Here is a 25,695-nt window from a genome sequence, read left to right as displayed (position 1 = left end):
TAGACAAACTTTCTTATCGTGCCAGGAACAACCTCAAACGAGGCCGTATCCCATTGCTATTCATCATTTTGATGCGCCAGGCGCACCGGCAAATACCATTGGCGTGCGGCGGCAGTAATCGCCTGCACGGCATCATCGTCCAATGAGCGACTCAGGCGTTGCAGATAGGGATCGCTGCCCTCGCCTTCCACCTGAAAACCACCCTGCCAGGCTTGCAGCAATTTGTTAAGTGCCTTTTTCTGCGTTGCTTCGTCTTCCAGCAACTGCTGTGACTTGCTATCAAAGCTGGCTTCCAGCCAGGCTCCGCCGGATTTATTCAGCAGCAGCAGCGGCTGAACTAATCCGGCCTGATAACCCGCAACATACTCATGCAGTAGCGACAGCGCCTGTTCAGCAGGCAACGCCGCGAAGCGCCAGTGACTCTGTTTACGACCGTACATGCGGCTCTCACCGCTGCCGCCCAAGGCGCAATACACCAGATGTTCCAGCCATAACAGCAGACCATCATTCATGTTCAGCACGCCCGGACGCCAGCGCAGCAGGCCATCAGCTTGCACCTGCGTTAGCCAGCCGGTCAATTGCACTGCGCCGAGCGTCAGATTGATTTCCCAACTTTCGGCGGGCTGGCGTTGACCACTCACCTCGGCGGCCACTTCCTGCATCTCTTCGGTCTGGCTCTGCCAGAAAAGTTCCCCGAACGCGCCATAAGGCAGATTGCCAGCGGCGCGGTGACGCGCATACAGCTGCGCCGGATCGTCACCGTTGACCAGCGTATTCAGCAATTGGGCGTTGATTTGGTAGCGTTCCAGGCTGTCAGGCGCGAACGGTTCGCTGTCGGGCAGCTCGCTCTCTTCCATCCAGAAAGCCACCCCCAAGCGCTGCTGGAACCAGGCGCGCACCGGATGGCGCCAGAAACGCAGCAGTTGCTCCAGCGACAAGGTATCTATCGGTGCAGGCAGCAAGGGCTGCACAAAATCCGGCTGTGCCACGCCGCTGCCGGTGGCTGCGGGCAACCACTCCGCAGCAAAGCTTTGCCCGTGAGCGCCCGGCTGGAAGTTCTCTGCGGCAAACGGCATGCGGCTATGCAGCTTTTGCAGATGTTCACGCACGCGCTGCTCGCTGATATCAGGTTCGAGCGCTTCATCACCCGGCAGACGGAAGCTTTGCCCCAGGTAATCCACCAGCTCGCTCACTAACACCGATGGATAGCGCTCCGTGTTGTCCTGAATCGCCCGCCCGATGTAACTGATATAGAGCTGCTGCTGCGCCGAGATCAGCGCTTCGAGGAACAGATAGCGGTCATCATCGCGGCGGCTACGGTCGCCTTTGCGCATCTGTTGCTGCATCAGGTCGAAACCCAGCGGCGCTAAAGTGCGCGGATAGACGCCATCGTTCATGCCCAGCAAACACACCACTTTGAAGGGAATTGAACGCATCGGCATCAGCGTACAGAAGTTGATGGGACCGGCGAGGAAACGCTGGCTGATACGCTGTTGATCGAGGCGTGAACGCAGCTCATCACGCAGCAGCGTAACCGGAATCGGCTGTTGATACGCCGCCTGCATGCCCTGCTCGATAATCTGTTTCCACTGCGTTTCCACCAGCAGCAGCGCGGCTTCACTTTCGGCGTCTCCGCTAAAGAAGCACTCAATCAGCTCACGACACAGCGGCTGCCACTCCGCTAACGTGCGCTCTTCTGCCAGACGCGCACGCCACTCTTCGAGTCGCGATAGCAGTTCAGCCAGATGCCCCGCCAGCTCAGCGATCAAACCGCTGGATTCGTCATACGGCAGGATCCCTTGCCAGTCGCCGTTGCGGCTCTCCAGCGCATAGCCGAGCAGCATACGCTGCAGGCCGAAGCGCCAGGTGTGTTGTCCGGTTACCGGCAGCGCCAGCGCTTCCACGCTGGCATCGTCCAGTCCCCAGCGAATGCCGGATTCCATCACCCAGCGGCGCAGCAGGCGCAGCCCGCTTTCATCCACCGAGAAGCGCTGCGCTAATGCGGGAACCTCAAGCAGCGCCAGCACATCTTCGGAGGCAAAGCGACTTTCAGGCAGAGACAGCAAGCTGAGCAGCGCCAGAATTGCCGGGTGCGCCTGACTGGCGCGGCGGTCGGAGATGGCGAACGGCAAATAGCGTTCGCTCGGCGCGCTGGCAAACGCGGCCTGAATAAAAGGTGCGTAGCTGTCGATATCCGCCACCATCACGATGATGTCGCGTGGCTTGAGTTCGGGGTTGGCTTCCATCAGCGTAAGCAGATGATCCTGCAGCACTTCAACTTCACGCTGCGCGCTGTGGCACACCTGCAGCGTGATTGAGCGATCTTCAGGGTCAAGCAGGCGTTTTTCGGCGCTGTTCGCCAGCTCACCGGCGTTGAGGCCAATGACCGCTTTATCGTCCAGATTGAGCAGATCCGCTTGCAAGCTGTGCAGTAGATTGTCTTGAGGCATCTCGACGAAGGCATCAATGTCGTTGGCGGCGGACTCCATCTGGCTCAGCAGAAACAGGTTATCGCGCCCCAGCTTGCCCCATGACGCCAGCAGCGGATTGGTCAACTGCTGCTCGCCGATGTCGTTAAACAATGCCGGCGCGCTAGCCGGATCGCGGAACAGCGGCTGCACCTCATCCGATTGTATGCGGCGGCGCTGGCGGCTTTGCAGCCTGGCCAAAAAGGCATAATCCTGAATGTCGCCCCAATAGTGACGGCATGGGTTGGTGAACAGCAGATGGATATCAATGTGACGGCCCAGCGCTTCCAACGCTTGCAGATAGACCGGCGGCAGCGCGGAGATACCGCAAATAAACACGCGCTGCGGCAAGCCCGGCGGCGGCGTTTGCGCCTGTTCCAGCTTTTGGATGAAGCGCGCATAGAGGTTAGCGCGATGCCACATCGGTTGACCCAGGCTTTCAGTAAAGTTAACCAGATCGCACCACAGCAGCGCCTGCCACTGCTGCGATTCGCCTAAGCCATCAATCCGTTCACCGCGCTCCCAGCTGTTGAGCCAGTCCGAGCGATACACCAGATATTGGTCAAACAGATCGGCAACACGGGCGCTGAGCTGATACAGCTTGCGCTTGTCGTCGTCATCATTGAGGTAGTGACGCAGCGGCTGGAAAGCGTCCTGCTCCAGCAAAGTTGGCAAGCGATGCATCAGCTTCCAGCTCATGCTGGCTTTGGTGAAGGCGCTCTCTTCAGGAATATCGGGCAGCACCTTAACGAACATGTTCCAGATGAAGCTCGCAGGCAGCGGGAAATCAATATTGGCGGCAATACCGAAACTGTTGGCCAGTTCCATTTGCAGCCACTGCGCCATGCCCGGGCTTTGTACCAGCACCTGCTCAGCCGCCAGCGGATCGGCCAGCGGTTGATTTTCAATCAGAATACCTGCCAGATTTTTCAACAGATCAAGCTGATTAGAGTGATATACCCGGAACATATTTCTCCTAAACACAAGACAACAACGCAGCCGAGCCACTCTACCGTTTATCACCTGCGATGCCTACCGCTAGTGGCAATTGAGCTGCGCCAGTGAGGCGGAACGCTGCTGTGGACCCGTAACCGTGACGCGCTCCAGCGTGCAGCCGCCCGCCAGGCTCTGCTGCTGGCGCTGACTCTGCCATCCCTCAACGTCACGTCCAAGCAACGCCTGGCCGGCAACGCGCCACGCCTGACGCTGCTGCCACTGCTGGCTAAAACCCAGCGCCAGCGCGCGATGATATTGCAGCAACGTGCTAATGGTCATCGCCAGCAACAGCATCGCCACCAGCGTTTCTGCCAGGCTAAAGCCCTGCTGCTTCTGGCTGGCACAGCGCCGGCTGCGACAGCGGGCAGTAATCGATCCAGCCATGCGCTTGCGGCTGTGGTTGCGTGTTGGGGATTGATACCCAACGATAGAGCCATAGCGAGCGCCCTTCTCCATGTCCCGATAACAACGCATTGTCATCCTCCATTCGTAGCAGGCAGCTTTGCCACTGTTCTGCTGTCCATTGCTGACATTGCCAGCCGGTGGCCTGCGGCCAGTTTTGCACGCTGCCCCATGCTAACGCCGCCTGCGCCTGCCAGAAATCCTGACTGTGCAGTTGCTCATCAGCCACTAACACCATGTCTTGCGAGAGCTGCGTTCGCGTGGCGTGTAGCGTCAATCCGCCCATCAGTAACATCATCAGCACCATGCCCAACGTGCTATTGCCGCGCTGCTTCACAGATTGATTCCTTCTATCCAGCTTTCCAGCTCTACGCTTTGGCTGTTGGCGTGTCCCGCCAGTTGCAGTACCAGACGCGATCCCTGCCGTTCAAGCTTGAAGGTATCGATGGTGAGAAACGCCGGATCGGAGAGTCTCTCCCAGCCGCTGCTGTTGCACTCATCCACGCCACGCTGCATTTCAAGCTGTCCGCTGCGCAGCCGATAGCCGTAATAGTCACTTTCGCTGTGGCCCACGCCTTCCCAGCGCCCGTTGCTGTTCTCATCCCAGCGCAGTAAAACGCAGCTGCCGCTGGCGGCAATCGTTAGCGCCGAACCGCTGCACTGGCCGTGGCAATAGCCGGCTCGACGCAGCGCTTTTTGCAGCGTATTGGCGATCTGCTGCAGCTCCTGCTGCAACTGCACGCGCTGTTGCAGGCGCAGATTCTGCTCCAGCAGCAGCGGTAAAAATCGCCCGACGCTGATCATCAGCACCGCGCCAATCACCATGGCAATCAGCATCTCCAGCAGGCTGAATCCGCGTTGCGCTATTCGCATCCTTTCTCTCCCGGCTGACAGGCACGGATGCGCGCTCTGACGGAGATGATTAAGCGCCAGCGCCCCGCCGCACTGGCGAGATCGATGCTGCCGGGACGCGCGACATCACGCCGACCGTAAAAACCGACGTCACCATTGATGCCGACAAGGCGCACGCTGTCATGCGGCGGTTTAAATAACCAGCGCGAGGGCAATGCGCAACCTTCTGTAGGTTTAGTTCCCGCGTCAAGACAGCCGTTTTCACCGCTCTGTAGCCACAGCGTGAGATCGCGATTGTGCCAGTTAGCATGGGCGCGCAAGCGCAGCAGAAATCCCTGCAGTTGCAGTACGCTGTCGCGCAGCTGTTGATATTGCTGCCAGCGCTGCCAACCTTGCAGCGCGCCGACGCTAAGTATCCCGGCGATCACCATCACCAATAACAGTTCGGGCAAGGTGAAACCGTGGTTATCGTTTCTGTTCATGGCGGGTAATCTGCCCACTGGGATGAGGTTGAACAAGCGGGAGAAATCGGCGTTGGGAAACGTTGCGCAGGAAATCGTTGAGGCATGCAGAGGGATACAGCGTTTTGTGAGGCGGATTCAGAATTGAGGTGCGATTTGGAGAGTGAGATGCAGTGAGGATTGAGGTGCGGGTGAGTAGAGGTCGCCATGAATGGCGACCCTACGGAGTGTTGTTAAATTGCGACGGGCGCTTTAATCGCTGGGTGCGGATCGTAGCCTTCAATCTCGAAATCATCGAACTGATAATCGAAGATAGAAGCCGGTTTACGCTTGATTACCAGCTTCGGTAACGGGCGCGGCTCACGCGTTAACTGCAGGCGCGCCTGCTCTAAATGGTTGCTGTAAAGATGCGTATCGCCACCTGTCCAGACAAAATCGCCCACATCGAGATCGCACTGCTGCGCCACCATATGCACCAGCAGCGCGTAGCTGGCGATGTTGAATGGCAGCCCAAGGAAGATATCGCATGAGCGCTGATAGAGCTGGCAAGAGAGCTTGCCGTTGGCCACGTAGAACTGGAAGAAGGCGTGGCAAGGCGCCAGAGCCATGTGATCCAGCTCGCCCACGTTCCACGCCGAGACAATGATGCGACGCGAATCCGGTTCACGCTTTAACTGCTCAATCACTTTACTGATTTGATCAATCTCTTCACCCGAGGCGCTGCCCCAGCTGCGCCACTGCTTGCCGTAGACCGGGCCGAGATCGCCGTTCTCATCGGCCCATTCGTCCCAGATGGTGACCTTGTTCTCTTTCAGGTAGCCGATGTTGGTCTCACCTTTCAGGAACCACAACAGCTCATGAATGATGGAGCGCAGGTGCACTTTCTTGGTGGTGACCAGCGGAAAACCGTCCTGCAAATTGAAACGCATCTGGTGGCCAAAGATGGAGAGCGTGCCGGTGCCGGTACGGTCGGCCTTTTCTGCGCCTTCATTCAGCACATGTTGCATTAGGTCCAGATACTGTTTCATTTTACCTCACGAGTTTGTTGCTGCGGGCGACGACGATACGCCCAGATCATCATAATTACACCGGCCAGAATCATTGGGATCGACAGAATCTGTCCCATGCTGACGCCCCCTTCAAACAGACCAAGCTGCGCATCCGGCTGACGGAAGAACTCCACGATGATGCGGAATGCGCCGTAGCCGATCAGGAACAGGCCCGAGACGCTGCCCATGGGGCGCGGCTTGCGAATAAACAGGTTGAGAATGATGAACAGCACGATGCCTTCGAGGCACAGCTCATACAGCTGCGACGCATGACGCGGCAGCACGCCGTAGGTGTTCAACAATTCCTGGTACTGCGGATTGTTGGCTGCCAGCGCGATATCTTCGCTGCGTGAACCGGGGAACAACATCGCGTATTTGAAATCGGGCGCCACGCGGCCCCACAGTTCGCCGTTGATGAAGTTACCGAGACGACCGGCACCCAAACCAAACGGGATCAGCGGTGCAATGAAATCCGCTACCTGGAAGAACGTGCGCTTGGTACGGCGTGCGAAAATCAGCATCACCACAATCACACCAATCAGGCCGCCGTGGAACGACATGCCGCCATCCCAGACCTTAAACAGATACAGCGGATTCTCCAGGGACAACGGCAGGTTGTAGAACAACACATAGCCGATACGTCCACCGAGGAATACGCCGAGGAAGCCCGCATACAGCAGGTTTTCCACTTCCTCTTTTTTCCAGCCGCTGCCAGGTTTGTTGGCGCGTCGCGTCGCCAGCCACATAGCAAATACAAAGCCCACCAGATACATCAAGCCGTACCAGTGAAGCGAAACCGGTCCGATAGAGAAAATTACCGGATCGAATTGGGGAAACGAAATGTAGCCGTCAGTCATCTTTCACCATCATTTTTCTGCCCTGAAACGGGACAATAAAAGGCTGCGCATGATAGCACAGCCACTTTTTTTACAGGTCGTGAAGTTGTAACCGTTAACGCCCGCCGCGAATCAAACCGCCTAAACCACGGCGCTCCATAAAGGTGGAGACCAGATGACGCACTTCCGAGGCAGTATGCGCGGCCAGTCCATGCTCGCTGAGCTTCTGTGCCTCTTCAAAATCGAGATGGCGCAGCAGATATTTCACCCGCGGCACGTTCTTGCCGTTCATGCTGAGATGGTGATATCCCATGCCCACTAACAGCGCGACACACATTGGATCGCCGGCCATTTCACCACACAAACAGAGCTCTAGCTTGGCCTGGCGGGCTTCGCTGGCAATAGTGTGCAGCGCCCGCAGCATCGCCGGATGCAGCGAATCATACAGGTTCGCCACGCGCGTATTGTTGCGATCAACCGCCAGCAGATATTGCGTCAAATCGTTGGTGCCAACCGAGACGAAATCGACGCGATCCGCCAGATGCGGGATCATAAACAGCATCGACGGCACTTCAATCATGATGCCAATGCGCGGCTTGGGAATCACATAGCCGAGCATCTCTTCCACTTCGCGGCCAGCGCGATCGATCAGACGACGCGCATCATCGATCTCATCGATATGGCTGATCATCGGCAGCAAAATGCTCAGGTTGCCAGACGCCACGTTGGCACGCAGCATCGCGCGCACCTGCACCAGGAAGATTTCCGGCTGATCGAGCGTTAAGCGAATGCCACGCCAGCCAAGGCACGGATTCTCTTCGCTGATCGGCATATACGGCAGTTGTTTGTCCGCACCGACATCCAGCGTACGCAGCGTCACCGGTTTGTCGTAGAACAGCTGCAACATGCCCTGATACTGCGCTACCTGCTCCTCTTCGGACGGGAAGCCGTTGTGCAGCATGAACGGAATTTCGGTGCGGTACAGACCGATGCCATCCACCCAGTTGTCAAGCGCCTGCTCGTGTTCCGGGCTGAGACCGGCATTTAACATCACCTGAACGCGCTCACCGCTTTTCAGCTCACCGGGCTGCTCGACCACGCCTTCGGCCATTTTGCTCAGCGCGTTCTCTTCGCTGATTAAACGCTGATACTCCTGCACCAGCACCGGTTCCGGATCGATCAGCACTTCGCCGCGATAACCATCAACAATCAGCAAGCGTTTGTTGAGCTGCGCCGGCAGAATATCCGCGCCCATCACGGTGGGAATACCCATCGCGCGCGTTAAAATCGCCGCATGCGAGTTGGCGGCACCGTCGCGCACCACCACGCCCGCCAGACGCTCCTGCGGCAATTCAGCCAGCGTGGTGGCAGTGAGTTCATCGGCGACTAACACGAAGCGTTCCGGCCAGGCATTGGTGCCGACCAGGGAATCATCGAGGTGGAACAGCAGACGTTGACCGAGCACGCGCAGATCGCCGGCACGCTCGCGTAAATATTGATCCTGCAAGTTGGCGAACTGCTCGGCGAACTTCTCGATCACCGTTTTAACCGCCCACTCCGCGACCGATCCGCGCTCGATCTCATCAAACAGATCTTTTTTCAGGCGTGCATCGGTGAGCAGGTGCGAATAGAGATCGAAGATCGCCGCGCTCTCTTTCTGCACGCTGGCAGCAAAGCGTTTACTGAAGCGGCGGAATTCGTTGCCGGCCTCGCCCATCGCCAGCACCAGACGCTCGCGTTCGCGCTGCACGTCAAGTGTGGACGCAGCGGAAACCTGATCGAGCAGCGGCTGGGTTTCATCCACCCAACCCGGCGCGACCGCCACGCCAGGCGCAGCGGCAATCGCTTTTACCCGCGTCTGACGGAATTGACCAAACAGTTGACCGAGCTGCGACTGCGATAGCAATCCCGCCATTTGCGTGGCGAGCGTGACGAGGAATGACTCTTCGCTTTCATCAAACTGACGGTGTTCGCGCTGCTGGATAACCAATACGCCAAGCAGCTGGCGGCGGCTGATAATCGGGACGCCGAGGAAGGAGCGATAACGCTCCTCTTTAACAGAAGGAATGTATTTGAAGCTGGGATGGCTTTGCGCGTCGGCGAGGTTGATCGGCTCGGCTAAGCGTCCAACGAGGCCAACAATGCCTTCGTCAAACGCCAGCGTGACCGTACGACCACGCGGCTTTTTTAGCCCGCGTGTCGCCATCAGGTAGTAGCAACGACGATCGTGATCGGCGAGATAAACCGAGCAAACCTCGGTTTCCATCGCAAGGCAAATTTCGTTTACCAGAATGTCGAGTGCTTCATTCAGACGTGGAGCACTCGCCACTTTCTCTACTATTTCGCGTAACTGAGTGAGCATAAAGGGCGTGGCCTATCCTCTTTTACGTCGTTGGGCGGCATTATTACGCTGCCCCGCACTCTCCTGCATAGACATCACTACGCCCGCGAATTCTTTCATCACGCGGCGATATACATCGCGCTTGAAAGAGACCACCTGACGTACCGGATACCAGAAGCTAACCCAGCGCCAACCATCAAACTCGGGCGTGCTGCTGTGCTGCACATTGATTTCCGCGTCACTGCACATCAACTGCAGAAGAAACCACTTTTGTTTCTGGCCGATACACACCGGCTTTGTGTCCCAACGCACCAAACGTTTTGGCAACTTGTAGCGTAACCAGTTTCGGGTTGAAGCAAGTATTCGAACATCTTTGCGGTGTAAACCCACTTCTTCGAACAGTTCGCGATACATCGCCTGTTCAGCAGTTTCACCCGGATTGATGCCTCCCTGAGGAAATTGCCAGGAGTGCTGTCCAAAGCGCCTGGCCCACAACACTTGTCCTTGCCTGTTACAGATTACGATACCAACATTCGGGCGGTAGCCATCATCATCGATCACTGGACTACCTCAAAGCTAAATTTGAATAGCCTGATTGTTTCACACTCCTTACAGGCGGTAAACCACTGGATAGCGGGCCGCAGGCGGAATAAAAACAGGATAACTCACAGAGATTAGCCAAGTTATAAACAGATGCCCCCATTTATCGGCGATCTTATTCACCTTTTCTGTGGATAGCTTTGTGCAGAACACGGGAATGAATTGAATAACCCCTTCGGATAAATCTCATCACCCAACATAACAATACGCAAAAAAATCATCATATTCATCGGGATATGACTTATTAACCGTTAAATCGTTACCAGGATCCGTAGTTATACTCCGCTCAGTTTTTTCGATCGGTTAAAGATCCATCATCGACGTTTTTATCCACAGAGAATGCCCTAAACCTGGTCAAAGAAAGGAAAAAAAGCGTTCAAAACGCGAAAGTCAAGGCTGTAAATGGAAACAGGGGTATGGACATAAGGGTGTTACCCCACTTTTCTGTGGATAACCAGGTTCAACACCTGTTCATTGTCGATAACAAGCTGGGATAACCGGGCCATATCACTGGATCGTCCCATTCTATTGAAATAAAAAAGCATGCTGAATCATGCTATTATCACCTTTATTCAACTAACTGCCATGTGGACAAACCCGGCTCGCGCTTACTGTTCACTCTTTAACCAATGTGAGTTTTAGCATGCACCCCTCACCGTTATTGCCATCGCCACCTGAAAACGAAGCTGAATTACTGCAGCGCGCACAGCAGCTGGCGGGACAGACCTTTGCCGCGCTGGCGGCGCAGATTAACTTGCCGATTCCGGCAGATTTGAAACGCGATAAAGGCTGGGTTGGCATGCTGTTAGAGCTGCATTTGGGTGCCAGCGCTGGCAGCAAAGCCGAGCAGGATTTCGCCCATCTCGGCATTGAGCTGAAAACGATTCCGGTAGATGCGCAGGGCAAACCGCTGGAAACCACCTTCGTGTGCGTCGCGCCGTTAACCGGCAATAGCGGCGTAACCTGGCAAACCAGCCATGTGCGGCACAAACTGGCGCGGGTGCTGTGGATCCCGATCGAAGGCGATCGTGCTTTGCCGCTGGCCGAGCGCCGCGTCGGTTCGCCGCTGCTGTGGCATCCGAGTGCAGAAGAGGAGCAACAGCTGCGCGAAGACTGGGAAGAGTTAATGGACATGATTGTGCTCGGTCAGGTGGAGCGCATCACCGCACGGCACGGTGCCTGGCTGCAAATCCGCCCTAAAGCCGCTAATAGCAAAGCGTTGACCGAAGCGATTGGCGAACACGGCGAGCCAATCATGACGCTGCCGCGCGGCTTTTATCTGAAGAAAAGCTTCACCGGTCCGCTTTTGGCGCGACATTTTTTACTGTAAATGCATATTGCTGCCGATAATTTTAGGAATGATGCGATTACTCCTAACGACGAAAGCATTTATTACTACACTTTTGCTGTTGAAGTCGCGAGAAGGAGATAAGAATGAAAGGGTTGGTGAGTGCAGTAGGTTTAACCTTGGTGACGCTGTTATTGAGTGGTTGTAGCAGTGATTACGTCATGGCGACCAAAGATGGCCGCATGATCATGACAGATGGCAAACCCGCCATCGATAAAGAGACCGGATTGGTACAGTACACCGATGAGCAAGGCCATCAGATGCAGATCAATGGTGACGAGGTTTCAACCATCATTGAGCGTTAAGTGCCAAATTGCCCTGCCTGCACGCGTTTTCCCCTTGTGCAGGCGATTTCCCGAACTTTCCCCTCTTCCTTCCGCGCCGCTTCACACGTTATAGTCCCAAAGGACACAACATTCCCTTTCATAATGAAAAAAGGATGCCGGCACATGCACTATCACCGTATTCCCCATAGCACGCTGGAAGTGAGTCAGCTGGGGCTTGGAACCATGACGTTTGGTGAGCAGAACAGCGAAGCCGACGCCCACGCACAACTTGATTACGCGGTTAGCAGTGGCATCAACCTGATTGATACCGCAGAAATGTATCCGGTGCCGCCGCGCCCGGAAACCCAGGGATTAACCGAACAATACATTGGTAGCTGGCTGAAGAAGCGCGGCAGCCGTGACAAAATCATCCTCGCCAGCAAAGTAGCCGGTCCGGTACGCGGCGCGGATGCGTCGATTCGCCCGAACCAGGCGCTGGATCGCAAAAACATCCGCGAAGCGCTGGATGCCAGCCTGAAACGCCTGAACACCGATTATCTCGATCTCTATCAGCTGCACTGGCCGCAGCGTCAGACCAACTACTTCGGCAAGCTGGGTTATCAATACACCGATTCCAGCGTGCCGGTGACGCTGCTGGAGACGCTGGAAGCGCTGACCGAACAGGTGCGCGCCGGTAAGATTCGCTACATTGGCGTGTCGAACGAAACTGCGTGGGGCGTGATGCGTTATCTGCAGTTGGCTGAAAAGCATGAGCTGCCGCGTATCGTTACCATCCAGAACCCGTACAGCCTGCTGAACCGCAGCTTCGAGGTCGGTTTAGCGGAGATCAGCCAGCATGAAGGCGTCGAGCTGCTGGCGTATTCGAGTCTGGCATTTGGTACGTTGAGCGGGAAATACCTGAACGGTGCGAAACCAGCCGGTGCGCGCAATACGCTGTTTAGTCGCTTTACCCGCTACAGCGGCGATCAGTCACAGCAGGCGATTGCTGCTTATGTTGCGCTGGCGAAGAAGCACAATATCGATCCGTCGCAGATGGCGCTGGCGTATGTGCGTCAACAGCCGTTTGTCGCCAGTACTTTGGTGGGCGCTACCACACTGGAGCAGCTGAAGATTAACGTTGAGAGTTTCAATCTGACGCTGAACGCCGATGTGTTAGAGGAACTGGAAGCGATTCATCGCCAGTTTACCTATCCAGCCCCGTAAAACCGTAGGGTCGCCATTCATGGCGACCTTATTAATTACCTCACCATCTACCGCCGCGCTTTCCACCACAACACCGCAATCGCCACGGCGAAAATCGCGCCGAATCCGACGCCGGTCGCCACTGCAGGCGCGCCCAGCTTAATCGCCACGGTATACAATCCCAGCATCAGCAGCATCGCGGTATTTTCACCGAGATTCTGTACCGCAATCGCGTTACCTGAGCCCACGGACGCCTTACCACGCTCCTGTAAAAGCGCATTGAGCGGTACCACGAAGAAACCACCCAGCGCACCAATCAGCATCAAAACCAGATAGGCATTGAGCAAGCTGGTTTGCAACGCGAACACCACCACCATCACGCCAATCAGCACACCGGCTGGCATGCAGCGACGCACGGTTTGCAGCGTCACCAGCTTCGCTGCCGCTGCCGCACCAATCACGATGCCAATCGCCACCATGGCATTCAGCGTGGTCGGGGTTTTGTTATCGCTGATGCCGAGCGCCACCGGCACCCACAGCACCAGCAGGAAACGCAGCGTCACGCCCGCGCCCCAGAACAAGCTGGTGCCGAGCAGCGAGAAGCGCGTTTCGCCGTTGCGCCACAGCAGCTTAGTGGCCGCGATGAAACTGCGCAGCATGGCGCCAAAATGCCAGCTCTGACCGGGACGCGCTGCCGTCAGACGCGGAATAAAGATGTTCGCCACCACCGCCATCGCATAGGTCATGGCACACACCACCAGCGCGGCGACCAGGTTCCAGTCCGCCAGAATACCGCCCGCCACCGAACCCAGCAGAATCGCCGCAATGGTCGAACCTTCCATTAAGCCGTTGGCTTTGACCAGGCGTTCACCGCTGGTGATCTCCGTCAGGATGCCGTACTTGGCCGGCGAATAGGATGCCGCGCCAATCCCCACCAGCGTATAGCCGAGGAACGGATTGAAGCCGAAACAGATAACCAGCGCGCCGAGCAGCTTAAGACTGTTAGCGAACATCATTACCCGACCTTTGGCAAAGCTATCCGCCATCTGGCCCACGAACGGCGCGAGCAGAATGTAAGTGGCCACAAACAGCATTTGCAGGATCGGCTGACTCCAGTCCGGATAGAACTGATTTTTCAGCACCGCCAGCGTCACAAACAACAGCGCGTTGTCGCCAAATGCCGAGAAGAACTGCGCCACAATCACCGCCAGCATGTTGCGCGATAACAGCGGTGCATCCTTATTTAACGCCTGGCTCATGCCTGCTCCTCTTCCGCCAGCTGCTTCAGGCTGACATAGTCCGGTTTGCCGCTGCCCAGCATCGGCAGCTGTTTCATCACGCGGATATCGCGCGGCACCGCCAGTTCCGGCGCGCCAATTTCACGCGCGGCTTTCAGCAGCGTGTCGCGGCCCAACTCGCTGTCGGTAGTAAACAGCACCAACGCTTCACCACGATTACCGTCCGGACGCAGCGACGCCGCATGTTGCTTCTCGTTAGAGGCTTTCAGCGCAATCTGCTCCACAATCTCCAGCGACACCATCTCACCGGCAATTTTGGCGAAGCGTTTCGCACGGCCCTGAATCTGGCAGAAACCGCCTTCATCAAAGCTGACGATATCGCCGGTGTCGTACCAGCCCGCTTCCATCTCGCCTTCGCCGTTATCGGCGACCGGGACTTCCAGCACGCCTGGATTTTCCACGCGCAGATACCCGTTCATTACGTTCGGACCGCGCAGCTGCAGGCGACCGCCCTGCTCAATGCCCGGCACCGAAATCAGACGCGAATCCATGCCCGGCAGAATGCGGCCCACGGTGTGATTTTTCGCCGCCATCGGCACGTTGATCGCCACCACCGGCGCGCACTCCGTCACGCCGTAGCCTTCGAGAATACGGATGCCGTATTTTTCCATGTAGATCTGACGCGTCGCTTCCTGCAGTTTCTCCGCGCCCGCCACCACATAGCGCAGACGCGCAAAATCGTACGGGCTGGCGAAACGCGCATAGTTGCCAAGGAAGGTTGAGGTACCAAACAGCACGGTGCAGTTACGGTCGTAAACCAGCTCCGGCACGATGCGGTAATGCAGCGGGCTCGGATAGAGAAACACCTGTGCGCCGGTCAGCAACGGGGTAAACAGGCCAACGGTTAAACCAAAAGCATGGAACAGCGGCAGCGCCGACATAAAGCGGTCGCGCGGGGTGAAATCCGCCACGGTACGAATCTGCTCAACGTTCGCCAGCAGACTTTTATGCGAGTGCACCACACCTTTGGGATGGCCTTCCGAACCGGAGGTAAACAGCACCATCGCCGCATCTTCCGGCTGCTGCGCCACCAGCGCACGGCGCGGCATCAGCAGATGCGCCACAATCCACAACTTGTCCTGCAGCGTAACGGTATCTTTCAGATCTTCCAGATAGATCCACTGCACTTCGGTCAATCCCTGCGGCAGGTGCCACAGGTTGCCTTTTTCGAGGAACTGCCGCGAGGTAAACACGGTTTTCACCTGCGATGCGGTCAACGCCGCACGCATGCCATTCACGCCTGCGGTGTAGTTGAGCATCGCCGGAATGCGCCCGCGCAGCGAGGCACCGAGAATCGCCGCCGCTGTCACCGTGGCGTTCGGCAGCAGCAGACCGACGTATTCACCTTGCTGGCTGTAACGCTCCAGAATGCGGCCCACGCCAAGCGCTTTCTTCAGCAAACCGGTATAGCTATCCGGTTTGAAGTTGACGTCTTCGATACACGGCTTCATCGCGCCATAACGCTGACGCGCATTGAGGAAAGCCTCGAACAGCGTCTCACGCGGACGCACCGCCATGCGGGCTTCCATCATCACATGGTGCAAGTGCTCGCCCGCCAGCGTGCGACGATCGCGCGCGCGCCTGGCTTCAGGCATCGGGATTACCGTTGGCGGCAGCACCGTTAAGGTGATGCGCGGGAACAGGCGGCGTTTAAACACGCCCGCCAAACGACCAAACGGCGTATATTCCGCGCCTTCGATACGCATCGGCACCACGGTGGCACCGGATTTCGCCGCCACAAAGCCGGCGCCGCTGTAGATCTTCATCAGCGATCCGGTCACGGTGATGCGCCCTTCGGGGAAGATCACCACCGGACGGCCCTGATTGATCATGCGCACCAGATGTTTGATCGACATCGGCTTGGTGGGATCGAGCGGAACGAAGTCGATGATCGGCTTCAGCAGACGCATAAACCATTGATCGCTGATCGAGGAATAGACCGCGAACACCGGTTTGATCGGCAGAAACAGCGCCAGTAATACCCCATCCAGAAACGACGTGTGATTGGGGGTGATCAGCACTTTCTCTTTATGCAGTGCCGCGAGGTCGCCGCGCAGTTCCACGCGCCACAGCAGGCGGAACAGGAAACGGAAAAAAGTGAGTAGCATGCCAGCTCCTTAGCAGTCTTAAAAAATGGCTCTTACGATGCAGGATCTGGGGATTTTCGACAAGTGGCGTGGTGATTTAAACGCAATAGCAGTCGTAGGGCCGCTATTCATGGCGTAATGCTTGTCAGTTAAGCCAACGATGAGTGCGCAGGCCGGGGCCACTTGTGGTCCGGCCTGCTCCGAAGCTTCAGCGAGTGCTGCTAAAAAGGGCTCATTTGCCAGAGGCGCTGGCGCGTCAGCTGCGGCAAAGGGCCATTCGCAGCGCTGAGGCTTTTACGTTGGGCCGGGAGCCTCACGCAGGGATGCGTGAGGCAGTTCGGGGCGGCCAGGACGGCCGATCCACGAACGATCCGTCGGCACGACGTGGAAGCCGAAGGCACCGCGTTAGCGGCGCGAGGACGGCCCGTGACGCAGCAGATGTGTCAGAGCCCGCACCAAAAATGCTTTCTTAACTAACAAGCATTACACCATTCATGGTGACCTGGTTTTACCGCGTATCCGCCTGCCAGCCACCGCCCAGCGCGGCGATCAGGCCGACGCTGCTGACCCACTGCGTGCTCTGCAGCGACAGCAAACTCTGCTGCGCGCTCAGGCTGCTGTTTTCGGTGGTGGCGACGTCGAGATAGTCGATCATTCCGGCGTCATACTGATTGCGCGTTACGCGCGCGGATTCCTGCGCCGCGTCGGTGGCGCGCTGCTGTGCGGCGATTTCGCCCTGCAAAGTATTCAGCTGCACCAGATAATCTTCCACTTCGCCCATGCCGGTCAGCACCGACTGGCGATAGCTGGCAACGCTGGCATCATAGGCGGCGCGCGCCTGTTCGACTTTCGCTGAGGTGGCGCCGAAATCTAACAGCGTACCGCTCAGCTCCGGCCCCAAAGACCAGACGCGATTGGGCAGCGAGAACAAACTGTTGATCGCCGATGAACTCACGCCGCCGCTGGCGCTCAGCGTCAAATCGGGGTAGTAACCGGCAATCGCCACGCCGACCGCCGCATTCGCCGCCGCCACGTTGCGCTCGGCGTAGGCGATATCGGGACGGCGCTGCAACAGCTGCGACGGCACGCTGTTCGGGATCGCGGGCAGCGCGGCCTCCAGCTTCGCCACCGGCAAGGAGAAATCCGCCGGTGCGCGGCCCAGCAGCAGCGCAATGGCGTGCTCCATCTGCGCACGCTGCCACTGGTAATCCTGCGCCGAGGCGCGGGCGCTCTCCAGCTGCATCTGCGCCTGCGCTAAGGTGGCGCGTGATTCGCTGCCCGCCGCGTATTTGTTTTCTATCACCGTCAGATAGCGTTGATAGGCCGCGATACTGCGCTGATAGAGCGCGATTTTCTCGTCGATGATGCGCAGCTGGAAATAGTCCTGCGCCAGTTCGGACTGCGCGCTCAGAGTGATATTCGCCAGCTCGGCCTTGCTGGCTTCGGCGCTGGCATGGTTCTCCTCCAGCGTGCGCCGCAGTTTGCCCCATACATCCAGCTCCCAGCTGGCGCTGAGATCGGCGGCATGGCTGTTGCTGACGCTACGTTGTCCGCTGGCGCTGGCGCGGCTGCCGCTGCGCGTGCTGCTGACGTCGTAGCTTACCGACGGCAACAACTCCGCGCGTGATTGCCCAACTAACGCCTGCGCTTCGCGGTACTGCGCGGCATAGCTGGCAACGTTCTGGTTGGAGATGCTCACCTGCTTCAGCAGACTAGACAGCGTGGCATCGTGATACACCTGCCACCATTCACCTTTGCTGTTTGCATCCTGCGGCGTCGCCTGCGTCCAGCCTTTGGCTTCTTTGAAATGGGTCGGCATCGCCATGCTCGGGCGCTGATAATCGGGGCCAACCGCGCAGCCCGCCAGTAACATCACGGTGAGCAACGACGTAATTTTCAGAGACATTTTCATCTATCGGGATTCCACATGACGCAACCGCAGCCACTGACGTTGCGTGGCGCGGCTTAAACGGTCGAGCCAGAGATAAACCACCGGCGTAGTAAACAGCGTTAACAATTGGCTCAGCGCCAAACCACCGGCAATCGCCAGCCCGAGCGGGCTACGTAAGTCGGCATCGCCGCCGCTGCCCAGCGCCAGCGGCAGCGCGCCAAAGAAGGCGGCCAGCGTGGTCATCATGATCGGCCGGAAACGCATCAAGCAGGCTTGGGTGATCGCCTGCTGCGGCGTCATGCCTTGGCTACGCTCGGCGTGAATCGCAAAGTCGATCATCATGATGGCGTTCTTTTTCACGATACCAATCAGCAGGATGATGCCGATCAGCGCGATCACCGTCAGCTGCGTGTTGGTCAGCAACAGCAACAACAGCGCGCCCACACCCGCCGACGGCAGCGTTGAGAGAATGGTTAGCGGATGGATGTAACTCTCATACAGCACGCCGAGCACGATATACACCGCCGCCAGCGCCGCGATAATCAGCCACGGCATGGTGGCGGTAAGCTGGGCGAAGGCGGCGGCGGTGCCGGCAAAACCGGCCTGAATGGTGGACGGTAAACCGAGCTGCGCCATCGCCTGCTTAATAAGCGCCTGCGCCTGCTCCAGCGACACGCCATCGTTGAGGTTAAACGCCACGGTGCTGGTGGCGGATTGGCCCTGATGCGCCACCGACAGTGGCGCGTTGCCGCCTTTAAAGCTGGCGAACGCGGCGAGCGGCACGCGATCGCCGCTGTCGTTAATCACATACAGCTGCTGCAAAATCGCCGGATCGCGCGTGTAGCTATCCTGCAGCGACATCACCACATGATACTGATTAAGCGTGTGATAGAGCGTGGCGACCTGACGCTGGCTGAAAGCGTTATTCAGCAGGGTGTCGAGCATCTGCACGTTAACGCCAAACCGTTGGGCGCGGTCGCGATCGATGTTGATCACCACTTCCTGACCGCCGGTTTGCGAATCAGAATCGACGCTATTCAGCTGCGGGATCGCCGCCAGCGCCGCCTGCACTTTGGGCGTCCACTCACGCAGCAGATCGAGATCGTCGGCCTGCAAGCTGTATTGATAGGTGGCGTTGGCGCTGCGCCCGCCGATATGCAGATCCTGCGCCGCCATCAGGAACATCTGCGCGCCGGCGATATGGCTGGTTTTCATACTCAGGCGGTTCGCCACTTCGGTGGCGGTGGCATCGCGCTTGTCAAAATCCTTGAGGCGCACAAAGAAGTTGGCGCTGTTGCGCGAGCCGAACATGCCGCTGCCCATCGACGACATCACGCTCTCTACCGCCGGATCGGACTGGATGATGTGGGTGAACTGCAGCATTTTTGGCTTCATCGCCTGGAAGGAGATGTTCTGATCGGCGCGCAGCGCGCCCATCAGCAGGCCGGTATCCTGATTGGGGAAGAAGCCTTTCTGCACCACGGAAAACAGGAACAGGTTGAGCAGCACGGTCAGCACCAAACTAAACATCGTCAGCTTTTGGTGCGCCATCACCCAGGTTAACCCGCGCGAATAAGCCGCCAGCAAAGCGTTAAGTTGGTTTTCGATAAACTGATACAGCGGATGCGGGCGTTGAGTGACTTTGGGTTTCGGCTTCAGCAGGCGCGCGCACAGCATCGGCGTCAGGCTCAGCGAGACAAACATCGAAATCAGCAGCGATACCGTCAGCGTGACGGCAAATTCGCGGAACAAGCGTCCGACGATGCTGCCCATCAGCAGAATCGGGATGAACACCGCAATCAGCGACATGGTCATCGACAGCACGGTAAAACTTACTTCCTGCGCGCCACGCAGCGCCGCGCGTAGCGGACTGAGCCCTTCTTCGATATGGCGCGTGATGTTTTCCAGCACCACAATCGCGTCATCGACGACAAAGCCGGTGGCGATAATCAGCGCCATCAGCGACAGGTTATCGAGGCTGTAACCCAGCAGATACATCACCGCGCAGGTGCCAATCAGCGAGACCGGCAGCGCCAGCGCCGGGATAATCACCGCCTGCACGTTACGCAGAAACACAAACACCACGGCGATCACCAGCAGCATCGCCACCAGCAGCGTCTCTTCGGTGTCATACAGCGAGGCGCGCACCGTCGGCGAGCGATCCACCACCACTTTCAGTTGCGTATCGGCGGGCAGATTTTTTTCCAGCGCCGGCAGCTGCGCTTTGATGGCATCAATGGTGTCGAGCATGTTGGCACCGGCCTGGCGCTTAATGCCCACCATCACCGATGGCATGGCGTTGAGGAAACCGGCCTGATACTGATCTTCAACCGAGTCATACACGGTGGCGACATCATGCAGCCGCACCGCTTTGCCCTCTTGATACGTAACGATCAGATCCTGATACTGCGCGGCTTTATCCAGCTGGCCGTTGCTGTCCACCACCCACGACTGGCTGCTGCCCTGCAAAATCCCTTTCGGCTTATTGCTGGTGCTGTTGGCGATGGCGCTGCGCACCGTATCCAGCGAAATGCCGTACTGCGTCAGCTTCAGCGGCTGCAGATCGATGCGCACCGCCGGTAAGGCGCTGCCCATCAGCGACACTTCGCCCACGCCTTTCACCTGGCCCATCGCCTGCTCGATTTTGCTTTCGGCCAGATCGTAGAGTTCGCCCGGTGTGCGCGTGGCGGACGTTAACGCCAGCATCACAATCGGCGCATCCGATGGATTGGCTTTGCGATAGGTCGGCAGCGACTCCATCGCGCTCGGCAGCAAACTGCGTGCGGCGTTGATCGCCGCCTGCACGTCACGCGCCGCGCCGTTGATGTCACGATCGAGATCAAACTGCAAAATCACGCTGGTCGATCCCTGCGAACTGCTGGAGGTCATCTCGGTGACGCCGGCGATTTGCCCCAGCGAACGCTCCAGCGGCGTAGCGACGGTGGCCGCCATGGTTTCCGGGCTGGCACCGGCCAGGCTGGCGCTCACCATAATGGTGGGGAAATCCACCTGCGGCAGCGGCGCCACCGGCAGCAGCCGATAGCCCAACGCGCCCAGCAGCAGGATCGCCAGCGTCAGCAGTAACGTGGCAACCGGGCGGAAGATAAACAGCCGGGTGAGGTTCATCGCTCGCCCCGCGCCTGCTGCTGCTTGCGCTGCATGTAGCGCTTGCCGCGCTGCGCAATGCCATCAAACCACAGGTAAATTACCGGCGTGGAGAACAGCGTCAGCACCTGGCTGACGATCAAACCGCCAACAATCACCAGACCGAGCGGCTGGCGCAGCTCGGCACCGGAACCGGACGCCAGCATCAGCGGCAGCGCACCGAGCAGCGCCGCCATGGTGGTCATCAGAATCGGGCGGAAGCGCAGCAAACAGGCCTGATGAATCGCGTCCCGCGCGCTCATGTGCTGCTTGTTTTCCGCCTCCAGCGCGAAGTCGATCATCATAATCGCGTTCTTCTTGACGATACCGATCAGCAGAATCACGCCAATCAGCGCGATCAGGCTGAATTCGCTGCCCGCCAGCAGCAGCGTCAACAGCGCGCCGACCGCCGCCGACGGCAGCGTCGAGAGAATGGTCACCGGATGGATAAAGCTCTCATAGAGAATGCCGAGCACCACGTACATGGTGATTAATGCCGCCAGAATCAGCCACAGCGTGTTGCCGGTGGCGCTTTGGAATGCCGAGGTTTCGCCCTGATAACGCAAGGTGATGCTCGACGGCAAATTGAGCTGCTGCGTTACTGTGGCAATCGCCTTCTGCCCATCTTCCAGCGAATAGCCTTTATTGAGATTGAACGACACCATCACCGCCGGGAACTGATTGAGGCGCATGTGCATCAGCGAACCGGTGCGCTGGTGAATGGTGGCGATGGACGTGAGCTTCACCATGCCGGTGGTGGTTGTGGTGGTGTCATCCGTGGTGGAAGTGCTGCTGCTCGCGCTGGTCACCGGCAAATAGACATCATCAAACGAAGCGGGCGATTGCTGATACTGCGGCGCCACTTCCAGCACCACGCGATACTGATTGGCCTGGGTAAAGATGGTGGAGACCAGACGCTGACCGAAGCTGTTGTACAACGCGGTATCGACGTCGGCGGCGGTAATGCCGTAGCGCGCCGCTTTATCGCGGTTCAGCTCGACGTAAGCCACGCGGCCCTGATCCTGCAGGTTACTCACCACGCCGTTAAACTCCGGATGCTGCTGCAAGGCGGCGACCATCTTTGGCGTCCAGCGCACCAGGTTTTCGCTGTCGGCATCATCCAGCGTAAATTGATACTGGCTCGGCGACACCTGATCGTTAACGGTCAAATCCTGCGCCGGTTGCAGATAGAGCTGAATGCCCGCCACCTGCTGCGCCGCCTGTTGCAGCTGTTTGATCACCACGTCGGCTTTGTCGTCGCGCTGGTCAAACGACTTGAGGTTGATCTGGATACGCCCGCTATTCAGGCTGGTGTTGCTGCCATCAATGCCGATGGTTGAGGACAAACTCTCCACCGACGGATTTTGCAGAATCACTTTCGCCAGCGCCTGCTGCCGCTTCGACATCTCGCTAAACGACACATCCTGCGACGCCACGGTGACGCCCTGAATCAGCCCGGTATCCTGCGTCGGGAAGAAGCCTTTCGGGATGGCGATATACAGCAGCGCGGTGAGCGCAAAGGTCGCCAGCGCCACCAGCAACGTCAGCTTCTGATGGTTCAGCACCACCGTCAGCATGCGGTCGTAGCCGCGCACCAGCTTGTCGAACAGTTCGCCGCCTTTACGCGAGAAGCGCGACTGTTTTTCCGGCGGAATGTGCTGCAACAGATAGGCGCACAGCATCGGCGTCAGGGTTAGCGACACCACCATCGACACCAGAATCGACACCGCCAGCGTGATGGCAAATTCGCGGAACAACCGCCCAACCACGTCGCCCATAAACAGCAGCGGGATCAGCACGGCAATCAGTGAGAAGGTCAGCGATATGATGGTGAAGCCAATCTGCTGCGAGCCTTTCAGCGCCGCCTGCATCGGCGTTTCGCCCTCTTCCAGCCGCCGTGAAATGTTCTCCACCACCACAATCGCATCGTCGATAACGAAGCCGGTGGCGATGGTCAGCGCCATCAGTGATAGGTTATTCAGGCTGAAGTCGGCCAGATACATCACGCCGAAGGTGCCAATCAGCGACAGCGGCACCGCCACGCTGGGAATCAGCGTCGCCGCCACGTTGCGCAGGAACAGGAACGTCACCATCACCACCAGCGCCACCGACAGCATCAGCTCAAACTGCACGTCGCTGATGGAGGCGCGAATGGTTTGCGTGCGATCCGACAAGATGCTCATCTTCACGCCGTCCGGCAGCGCCGCCTGCAGCTTCGGCAGCTGCGCTTTGATGCTGTCCACCACCTGAATCACGTTGGCGCCCGGCTGGCGCTGCACGCTGATCACAATCGCCGGACTGTTGTTGGCCCACGCCGACTGGAAGCTGTTCTCCGGTCCCTGTTCGATATGCGCGATATCTTTTAGCCGCAGCGCCGCACCGTTTTGGTAAGTGATGATCAAATTGCCGTACTCATCGGCGGTGCGCAGCTGATCGTTGGCGTCGATGGTCACCGAGTGATATTTGCCGTCGAAGCCGCCTTTCGAGCCGTTCACGTTGCTGTTGCCGATCAGCGTGTTGACGTCCTCCAGCGACAGCTGGTGCGCCGCCAGCGCTTTCGGGTCCATCTGCACGCGAATCGCCGGTTGATGGCCGCCCGCCAGCGTCACCATGCCGACGCCGTTAATCTGCGACAGCTTGAGCGCCACGCGTGTGTTCACCAGATCCTGCACCTGCGTCAGCGGCAGCGTGTCGGAACTTACCGCCAGCGTAATCACGGCGGTATCGGCTGGATTGACCTTTTTGTAAGTAGGCGGATTGGGCAGATCGCTCGGCAGCAAGTTATTGGCAGCATTGATCGCCGCCTGCACTTCCTGCTCGGCGACATCCAGCGACAGATCGAGGCTGAACTTCAGCGTAACGATCGACGATCCGCTTGAACTGGTCGACGTCATCTGGCTCAGCCCGGCCATTTGACCCAGCTGGCGCTCCAGCGGCGAGGTGACGGACGACGCCATCACATCCGGGCTGGCACCGGGATAGAGCGTGGTGACCTGAATGGTTGGGTAATCCACCTGCGGCAGCGCCGAGGTGGAGAGAAAACGGTAGGAGAAGATCCCGGCGATCAGCACGCCGACCATCAGCAAAATGGTGGCGACCGGACGCTGGATAAACAGGCGAGACGGATTCATTTGGCCTCGGCGGTCGCGGTGGTTTTACTCTCATCCGCCAGCTGCACTTTGCTGCCGTTGGTCAGGCGATCGATGCCTTCGGTGACCAGACGATCGCCCGGTTCCACCCCGTTGAGAATCGCCTGCTGATCTTCACCAAACGTTGGCCCGGTGGTGACCGCTTTACGCGTCACGGTGTTGTCTTGATTGATGACAAATACGAAGCTGCCGTCGCTGCTCAGCTGCAGCGCCTGCGCCGGGATCACCGTGACATGTTTCAGGATGTTGGTTTGCAGCCGCAGATTGACGAACTGGTTAGCGAACAGCGATTCGTCTTCATTCGGGAAGGTGGCTTTCAGTTCGATGGTGCCGGTCGCGGTGTCGATCTGGTTGCTGATGAACTTCACCTCGCCCTGCGCCAGCGCGCGGCTGTTGTCCTGATCAAAGGCGGTGGCGGGCAGACTTTGTCCGCCGTGCAGCGCTTTGGTCAGCTGCGGAATGTTGCCCTGCGGCACGCTAAAGGTTACGGCGGCGGGCTGCATCTGCGTCACCACCACGATGCCGGTGGTATCGGTGGTTTGCACCATATTGCCGGGATCGACCAGACGCAAACCGACGCGTCCGCTGATTGGCGAGGTGATGCGCGCATACTCGATATCCAGTTTGGCGCTGGCGATCTGCGCTTCATCGGCGGCGACCGCGCCTTTGTACTGGCCGACGGTGGCGGTTTGGGTATCGAGATCCTGGCGCGACAGCGAGTCCTGCGCCGCCAGTTTCTGGTAACGCACCAGCGTTAACTGCGCGCTTTTCAGCAACGCCTGATTCTGATTGAGATCGCCCTGATACTGCGCCAGCGTCGCCTGATAGCTGCGCGGATCGATCTGCGCCAGCAGCTGGCCGGCGCTAACTTTCTGCCCTTCGGTAAAGAACACTTTTTCCAGCTGTCCGGCGACGCGGCTGGTGACCGTGACGCTGGCGTTAGGGATCACCGTGCCGAGCGCATTGAGGTATTCCGGCACATCCGCGCTGCTGGCGACGCCGCTGTGTACCAGCGTGGCACCGCCCATCATCATCGCCATGCCCGGCGGGCCACCCGCGCCACCGCGATGACCGCCGCGTGCGCCTGGCGGCTTTCCGCCGCCCGGCATGCCGCCATGACCACCGACTACGCGCCAGATCACGCCCGCCACAATCAATAGCACAAGCAACAACAGGAGCCATTTCAGCCAACGAGAAAACGGGGAGCGGGAAGCGTTGTTAGTCATCAGGATCTTCAGGTTAGCCAGAAAACGGAAAATCCCCTGTAAAACAGGGGACTATTTCAAGGGGAAATCATCACTACG

18 protein-coding genes are annotated in these 25,695 nt (G+C 58.2%); 3 read left to right on the top strand and 15 right to left on the bottom strand.

Annotated elements, in window-relative coordinates:
* Window positions 1–56: 56 nt before the first annotated feature.
* The 9 genes from recC to rppH form a co-directional block, all read right to left on the bottom strand.
* A complete protein-coding gene (gene recC / locus K5Y32_RS19850; protein WP_222185557.1) occupies window positions 57–3,437 on the bottom strand; it encodes an exodeoxyribonuclease V subunit gamma in 3,381 nt (1,126 codons plus the stop codon).
* A gap of 69 nt (window positions 3,438–3,506) precedes the next feature.
* Entirely contained in the window at window positions 3,507–3,848 is a 342-nt protein-coding gene (locus tag K5Y32_RS19845) for a prepilin-type N-terminal cleavage/methylation domain-containing protein (RefSeq protein ID WP_110867962.1), read from the bottom strand.
* Window positions 3,781–4,203, bottom strand: a complete 423-nt coding sequence (locus K5Y32_RS19840) for a DUF2509 family protein (RefSeq protein ID WP_222185556.1) — start codon at window positions 4,201–4,203, stop codon at window positions 3,781–3,783. The genes K5Y32_RS19845 and K5Y32_RS19840 overlap by 68 nt, the downstream gene beginning before the upstream one ends.
* The gene (locus tag K5Y32_RS19835) at window positions 4,200–4,739 is read right to left on the bottom strand and encodes a prepilin peptidase-dependent protein (RefSeq protein WP_222185555.1); all 540 of its coding nucleotides are present in this window, start codon (window positions 4,737–4,739) and stop codon (window positions 4,200–4,202) included. The genes K5Y32_RS19840 and K5Y32_RS19835 overlap by 4 nt, the downstream gene beginning before the upstream one ends.
* Window positions 4,730–5,200, bottom strand: coding sequence for a prepilin-type N-terminal cleavage/methylation domain-containing protein (locus tag K5Y32_RS19830; RefSeq protein ID WP_222185554.1), 471 nt, complete (start codon window positions 5,198–5,200; stop codon window positions 4,730–4,732). The genes K5Y32_RS19835 and K5Y32_RS19830 overlap by 10 nt, the downstream gene beginning before the upstream one ends.
* 212 nt (window positions 5,201–5,412) lie before the next feature.
* Window positions 5,413–6,207 carry a thymidylate synthase gene (gene thyA / locus K5Y32_RS19825; protein ID WP_222185553.1) on the bottom strand — a complete coding sequence of 265 codons (795 nt, stop codon included), beginning with the start codon at window positions 6,205–6,207 and terminating at the stop codon, window positions 5,413–5,415.
* Window positions 6,204–7,085 (bottom strand): prolipoprotein diacylglyceryl transferase, encoded by an 882-nt coding sequence (lgt, locus tag K5Y32_RS19820; RefSeq protein WP_222185552.1) that lies wholly within the window; start codon window positions 7,083–7,085, stop codon window positions 6,204–6,206. Before lgt ends, thyA begins: the two co-directional genes overlap by 4 nt.
* A 94-nt stretch (window positions 7,086–7,179) precedes the next feature.
* Entirely contained in the window at window positions 7,180–9,426 is a 2,247-nt protein-coding gene (ptsP, locus tag K5Y32_RS19815; protein WP_110867966.1) for a phosphoenolpyruvate--protein phosphotransferase, read from the bottom strand.
* A 12-nt stretch (window positions 9,427–9,438) separates the two neighbouring features.
* Window positions 9,439–9,966, bottom strand: a complete 528-nt coding sequence (gene rppH, locus K5Y32_RS19810; RefSeq protein ID WP_007890933.1) for an RNA pyrophosphohydrolase — start codon at window positions 9,964–9,966, stop codon at window positions 9,439–9,441.
* Window positions 9,967–10,648: 682 nt separating this feature from the next.
* On the opposite strand from rppH, the gene mutH reads away from it, so the two are divergent.
* From mutH to K5Y32_RS19795, 3 genes are all read left to right on the top strand, one after another.
* Window positions 10,649–11,335: a DNA mismatch repair endonuclease MutH gene (gene mutH, locus K5Y32_RS19805; RefSeq protein WP_217549448.1), complete on the top strand. Its 687-nt coding sequence runs from the start codon at window positions 10,649–10,651 to the stop codon at window positions 11,333–11,335.
* A gap of 104 nt (window positions 11,336–11,439) precedes the next feature.
* Window positions 11,440–11,658, top strand: a complete 219-nt coding sequence (locus K5Y32_RS19800; RefSeq protein ID WP_101761992.1) for a YgdI/YgdR family lipoprotein — start codon at window positions 11,440–11,442, stop codon at window positions 11,656–11,658.
* Window positions 11,659–11,802: 144 nt separating this feature from the next.
* Window positions 11,803–12,843 (top strand): NADP(H)-dependent aldo-keto reductase, encoded by a 1,041-nt coding sequence (locus K5Y32_RS19795; RefSeq protein WP_222185551.1) that lies wholly within the window; start codon window positions 11,803–11,805, stop codon window positions 12,841–12,843.
* A gap of 47 nt (window positions 12,844–12,890) precedes the next feature.
* On the opposite strand, the gene lplT is transcribed toward K5Y32_RS19795, so the two are convergent.
* The 6 genes from lplT to K5Y32_RS19765 all read right to left on the bottom strand — a co-directional run bounded on the left by lplT (window position 12,891) and on the right by K5Y32_RS19765 (window position 25,617).
* On the bottom strand, window positions 12,891–14,081 hold the full coding sequence (lplT, locus tag K5Y32_RS19790) for a lysophospholipid transporter LplT (protein ID WP_192412026.1): 1,191 nt from the start codon (window positions 14,079–14,081) through the stop codon (window positions 12,891–12,893).
* Window positions 14,078–16,228: a bifunctional acyl-ACP--phospholipid O-acyltransferase/long-chain-fatty-acid--ACP ligase gene (gene aas, locus K5Y32_RS19785; protein ID WP_222185550.1), complete on the bottom strand. Its 2,151-nt coding sequence runs from the start codon at window positions 16,226–16,228 to the stop codon at window positions 14,078–14,080. Before aas ends, lplT begins: the two co-directional genes overlap by 4 nt.
* Window positions 16,229–16,715: 487 nt before the next feature.
* On the bottom strand, window positions 16,716–18,119 hold the full coding sequence (locus tag K5Y32_RS19780) for an efflux transporter outer membrane subunit (protein ID WP_370635121.1): 1,404 nt from the start codon (window positions 18,117–18,119) through the stop codon (window positions 16,716–16,718).
* Window positions 18,120–21,224 carry an efflux RND transporter permease subunit gene (locus K5Y32_RS19775; protein ID WP_222185549.1) on the bottom strand — a complete coding sequence of 1,035 codons (3,105 nt, stop codon included), beginning with the start codon at window positions 21,222–21,224 and terminating at the stop codon, window positions 18,120–18,122.
* Entirely contained in the window at window positions 21,221–24,373 is a 3,153-nt protein-coding gene (locus K5Y32_RS19770) for an MdtB/MuxB family multidrug efflux RND transporter permease subunit (RefSeq protein WP_222185548.1), read from the bottom strand. Before K5Y32_RS19770 ends, K5Y32_RS19775 begins: the two co-directional genes overlap by 4 nt.
* Window positions 24,370–25,617 carry an MdtA/MuxA family multidrug efflux RND transporter periplasmic adaptor subunit gene (locus K5Y32_RS19765; RefSeq protein ID WP_222185547.1) on the bottom strand — a complete coding sequence of 416 codons (1,248 nt, stop codon included), beginning with the start codon at window positions 25,615–25,617 and terminating at the stop codon, window positions 24,370–24,372. Before K5Y32_RS19765 ends, K5Y32_RS19770 begins: the two co-directional genes overlap by 4 nt.
* Window positions 25,618–25,695 lie beyond the last annotated feature (78 nt).

Source organism: Pantoea sp. DY-15 (genome assembly GCF_019795935.1).
Taxonomy (GTDB): Bacteria; Pseudomonadota; Gammaproteobacteria; order Enterobacterales; family Enterobacteriaceae; genus Pantoea; species Pantoea leporis.
This window is presented reverse-complemented; position numbering and strand designations above follow the sequence as displayed.

Coding starts and splice junctions, on each gene's coding strand:
- recC (WP_222185557.1), bottom strand. CDS start 3,437: ATGTTCCGGGTATATCACTCTAATCAGCTTGATCTGTTGAAAAATCTG.
- K5Y32_RS19845 (WP_110867962.1), bottom strand. CDS start 3,848: ATGGCTGGATCGATTACTGCCCGCTGTCGCAGCCGGCGCTGTGCCAGC.
- K5Y32_RS19835 (WP_222185555.1), bottom strand. CDS start 4,739: ATGCGAATAGCGCAACGCGGATTCAGCCTGCTGGAGATGCTGATTGCC.
- K5Y32_RS19830 (WP_222185554.1), bottom strand. CDS start 5,200: ATGAACAGAAACGATAACCACGGTTTCACCTTGCCCGAACTGTTATTG.
- thyA (WP_222185553.1), bottom strand. CDS start 6,207: ATGAAACAGTATCTGGACCTAATGCAACATGTGCTGAATGAAGGCGCA.
- lgt (WP_222185552.1), bottom strand. CDS start 7,085: ATGACTGACGGCTACATTTCGTTTCCCCAATTCGATCCGGTAATTTTC.
- ptsP (WP_110867966.1), bottom strand. CDS start 9,426: ATGCTCACTCAGTTACGCGAAATAGTAGAGAAAGTGGCGAGTGCTCCA.
- mutH (WP_217549448.1), top strand. CDS start 10,649: ATGCACCCCTCACCGTTATTGCCATCGCCACCTGAAAACGAAGCTGAA.
- K5Y32_RS19800 (WP_101761992.1), top strand. CDS start 11,440: ATGAAAGGGTTGGTGAGTGCAGTAGGTTTAACCTTGGTGACGCTGTTA.
- K5Y32_RS19795 (WP_222185551.1), top strand. CDS start 11,803: ATGCACTATCACCGTATTCCCCATAGCACGCTGGAAGTGAGTCAGCTG.
- lplT (WP_192412026.1), bottom strand. CDS start 14,081: ATGAGCCAGGCGTTAAATAAGGATGCACCGCTGTTATCGCGCAACATG.
- aas (WP_222185550.1), bottom strand. CDS start 16,228: ATGCTACTCACTTTTTTCCGTTTCCTGTTCCGCCTGCTGTGGCGCGTG.
- K5Y32_RS19780 (WP_370635121.1), bottom strand. CDS start 18,119: ATGAAAATGTCTCTGAAAATTACGTCGTTGCTCACCGTGATGTTACTG.
- K5Y32_RS19775 (WP_222185549.1), bottom strand. CDS start 21,224: ATGAACCTCACCCGGCTGTTTATCTTCCGCCCGGTTGCCACGTTACTG.
- K5Y32_RS19770 (WP_222185548.1), bottom strand. CDS start 24,373: ATGAATCCGTCTCGCCTGTTTATCCAGCGTCCGGTCGCCACCATTTTG.
- K5Y32_RS19765 (WP_222185547.1), bottom strand. CDS start 25,617: ATGACTAACAACGCTTCCCGCTCCCCGTTTTCTCGTTGGCTGAAATGG.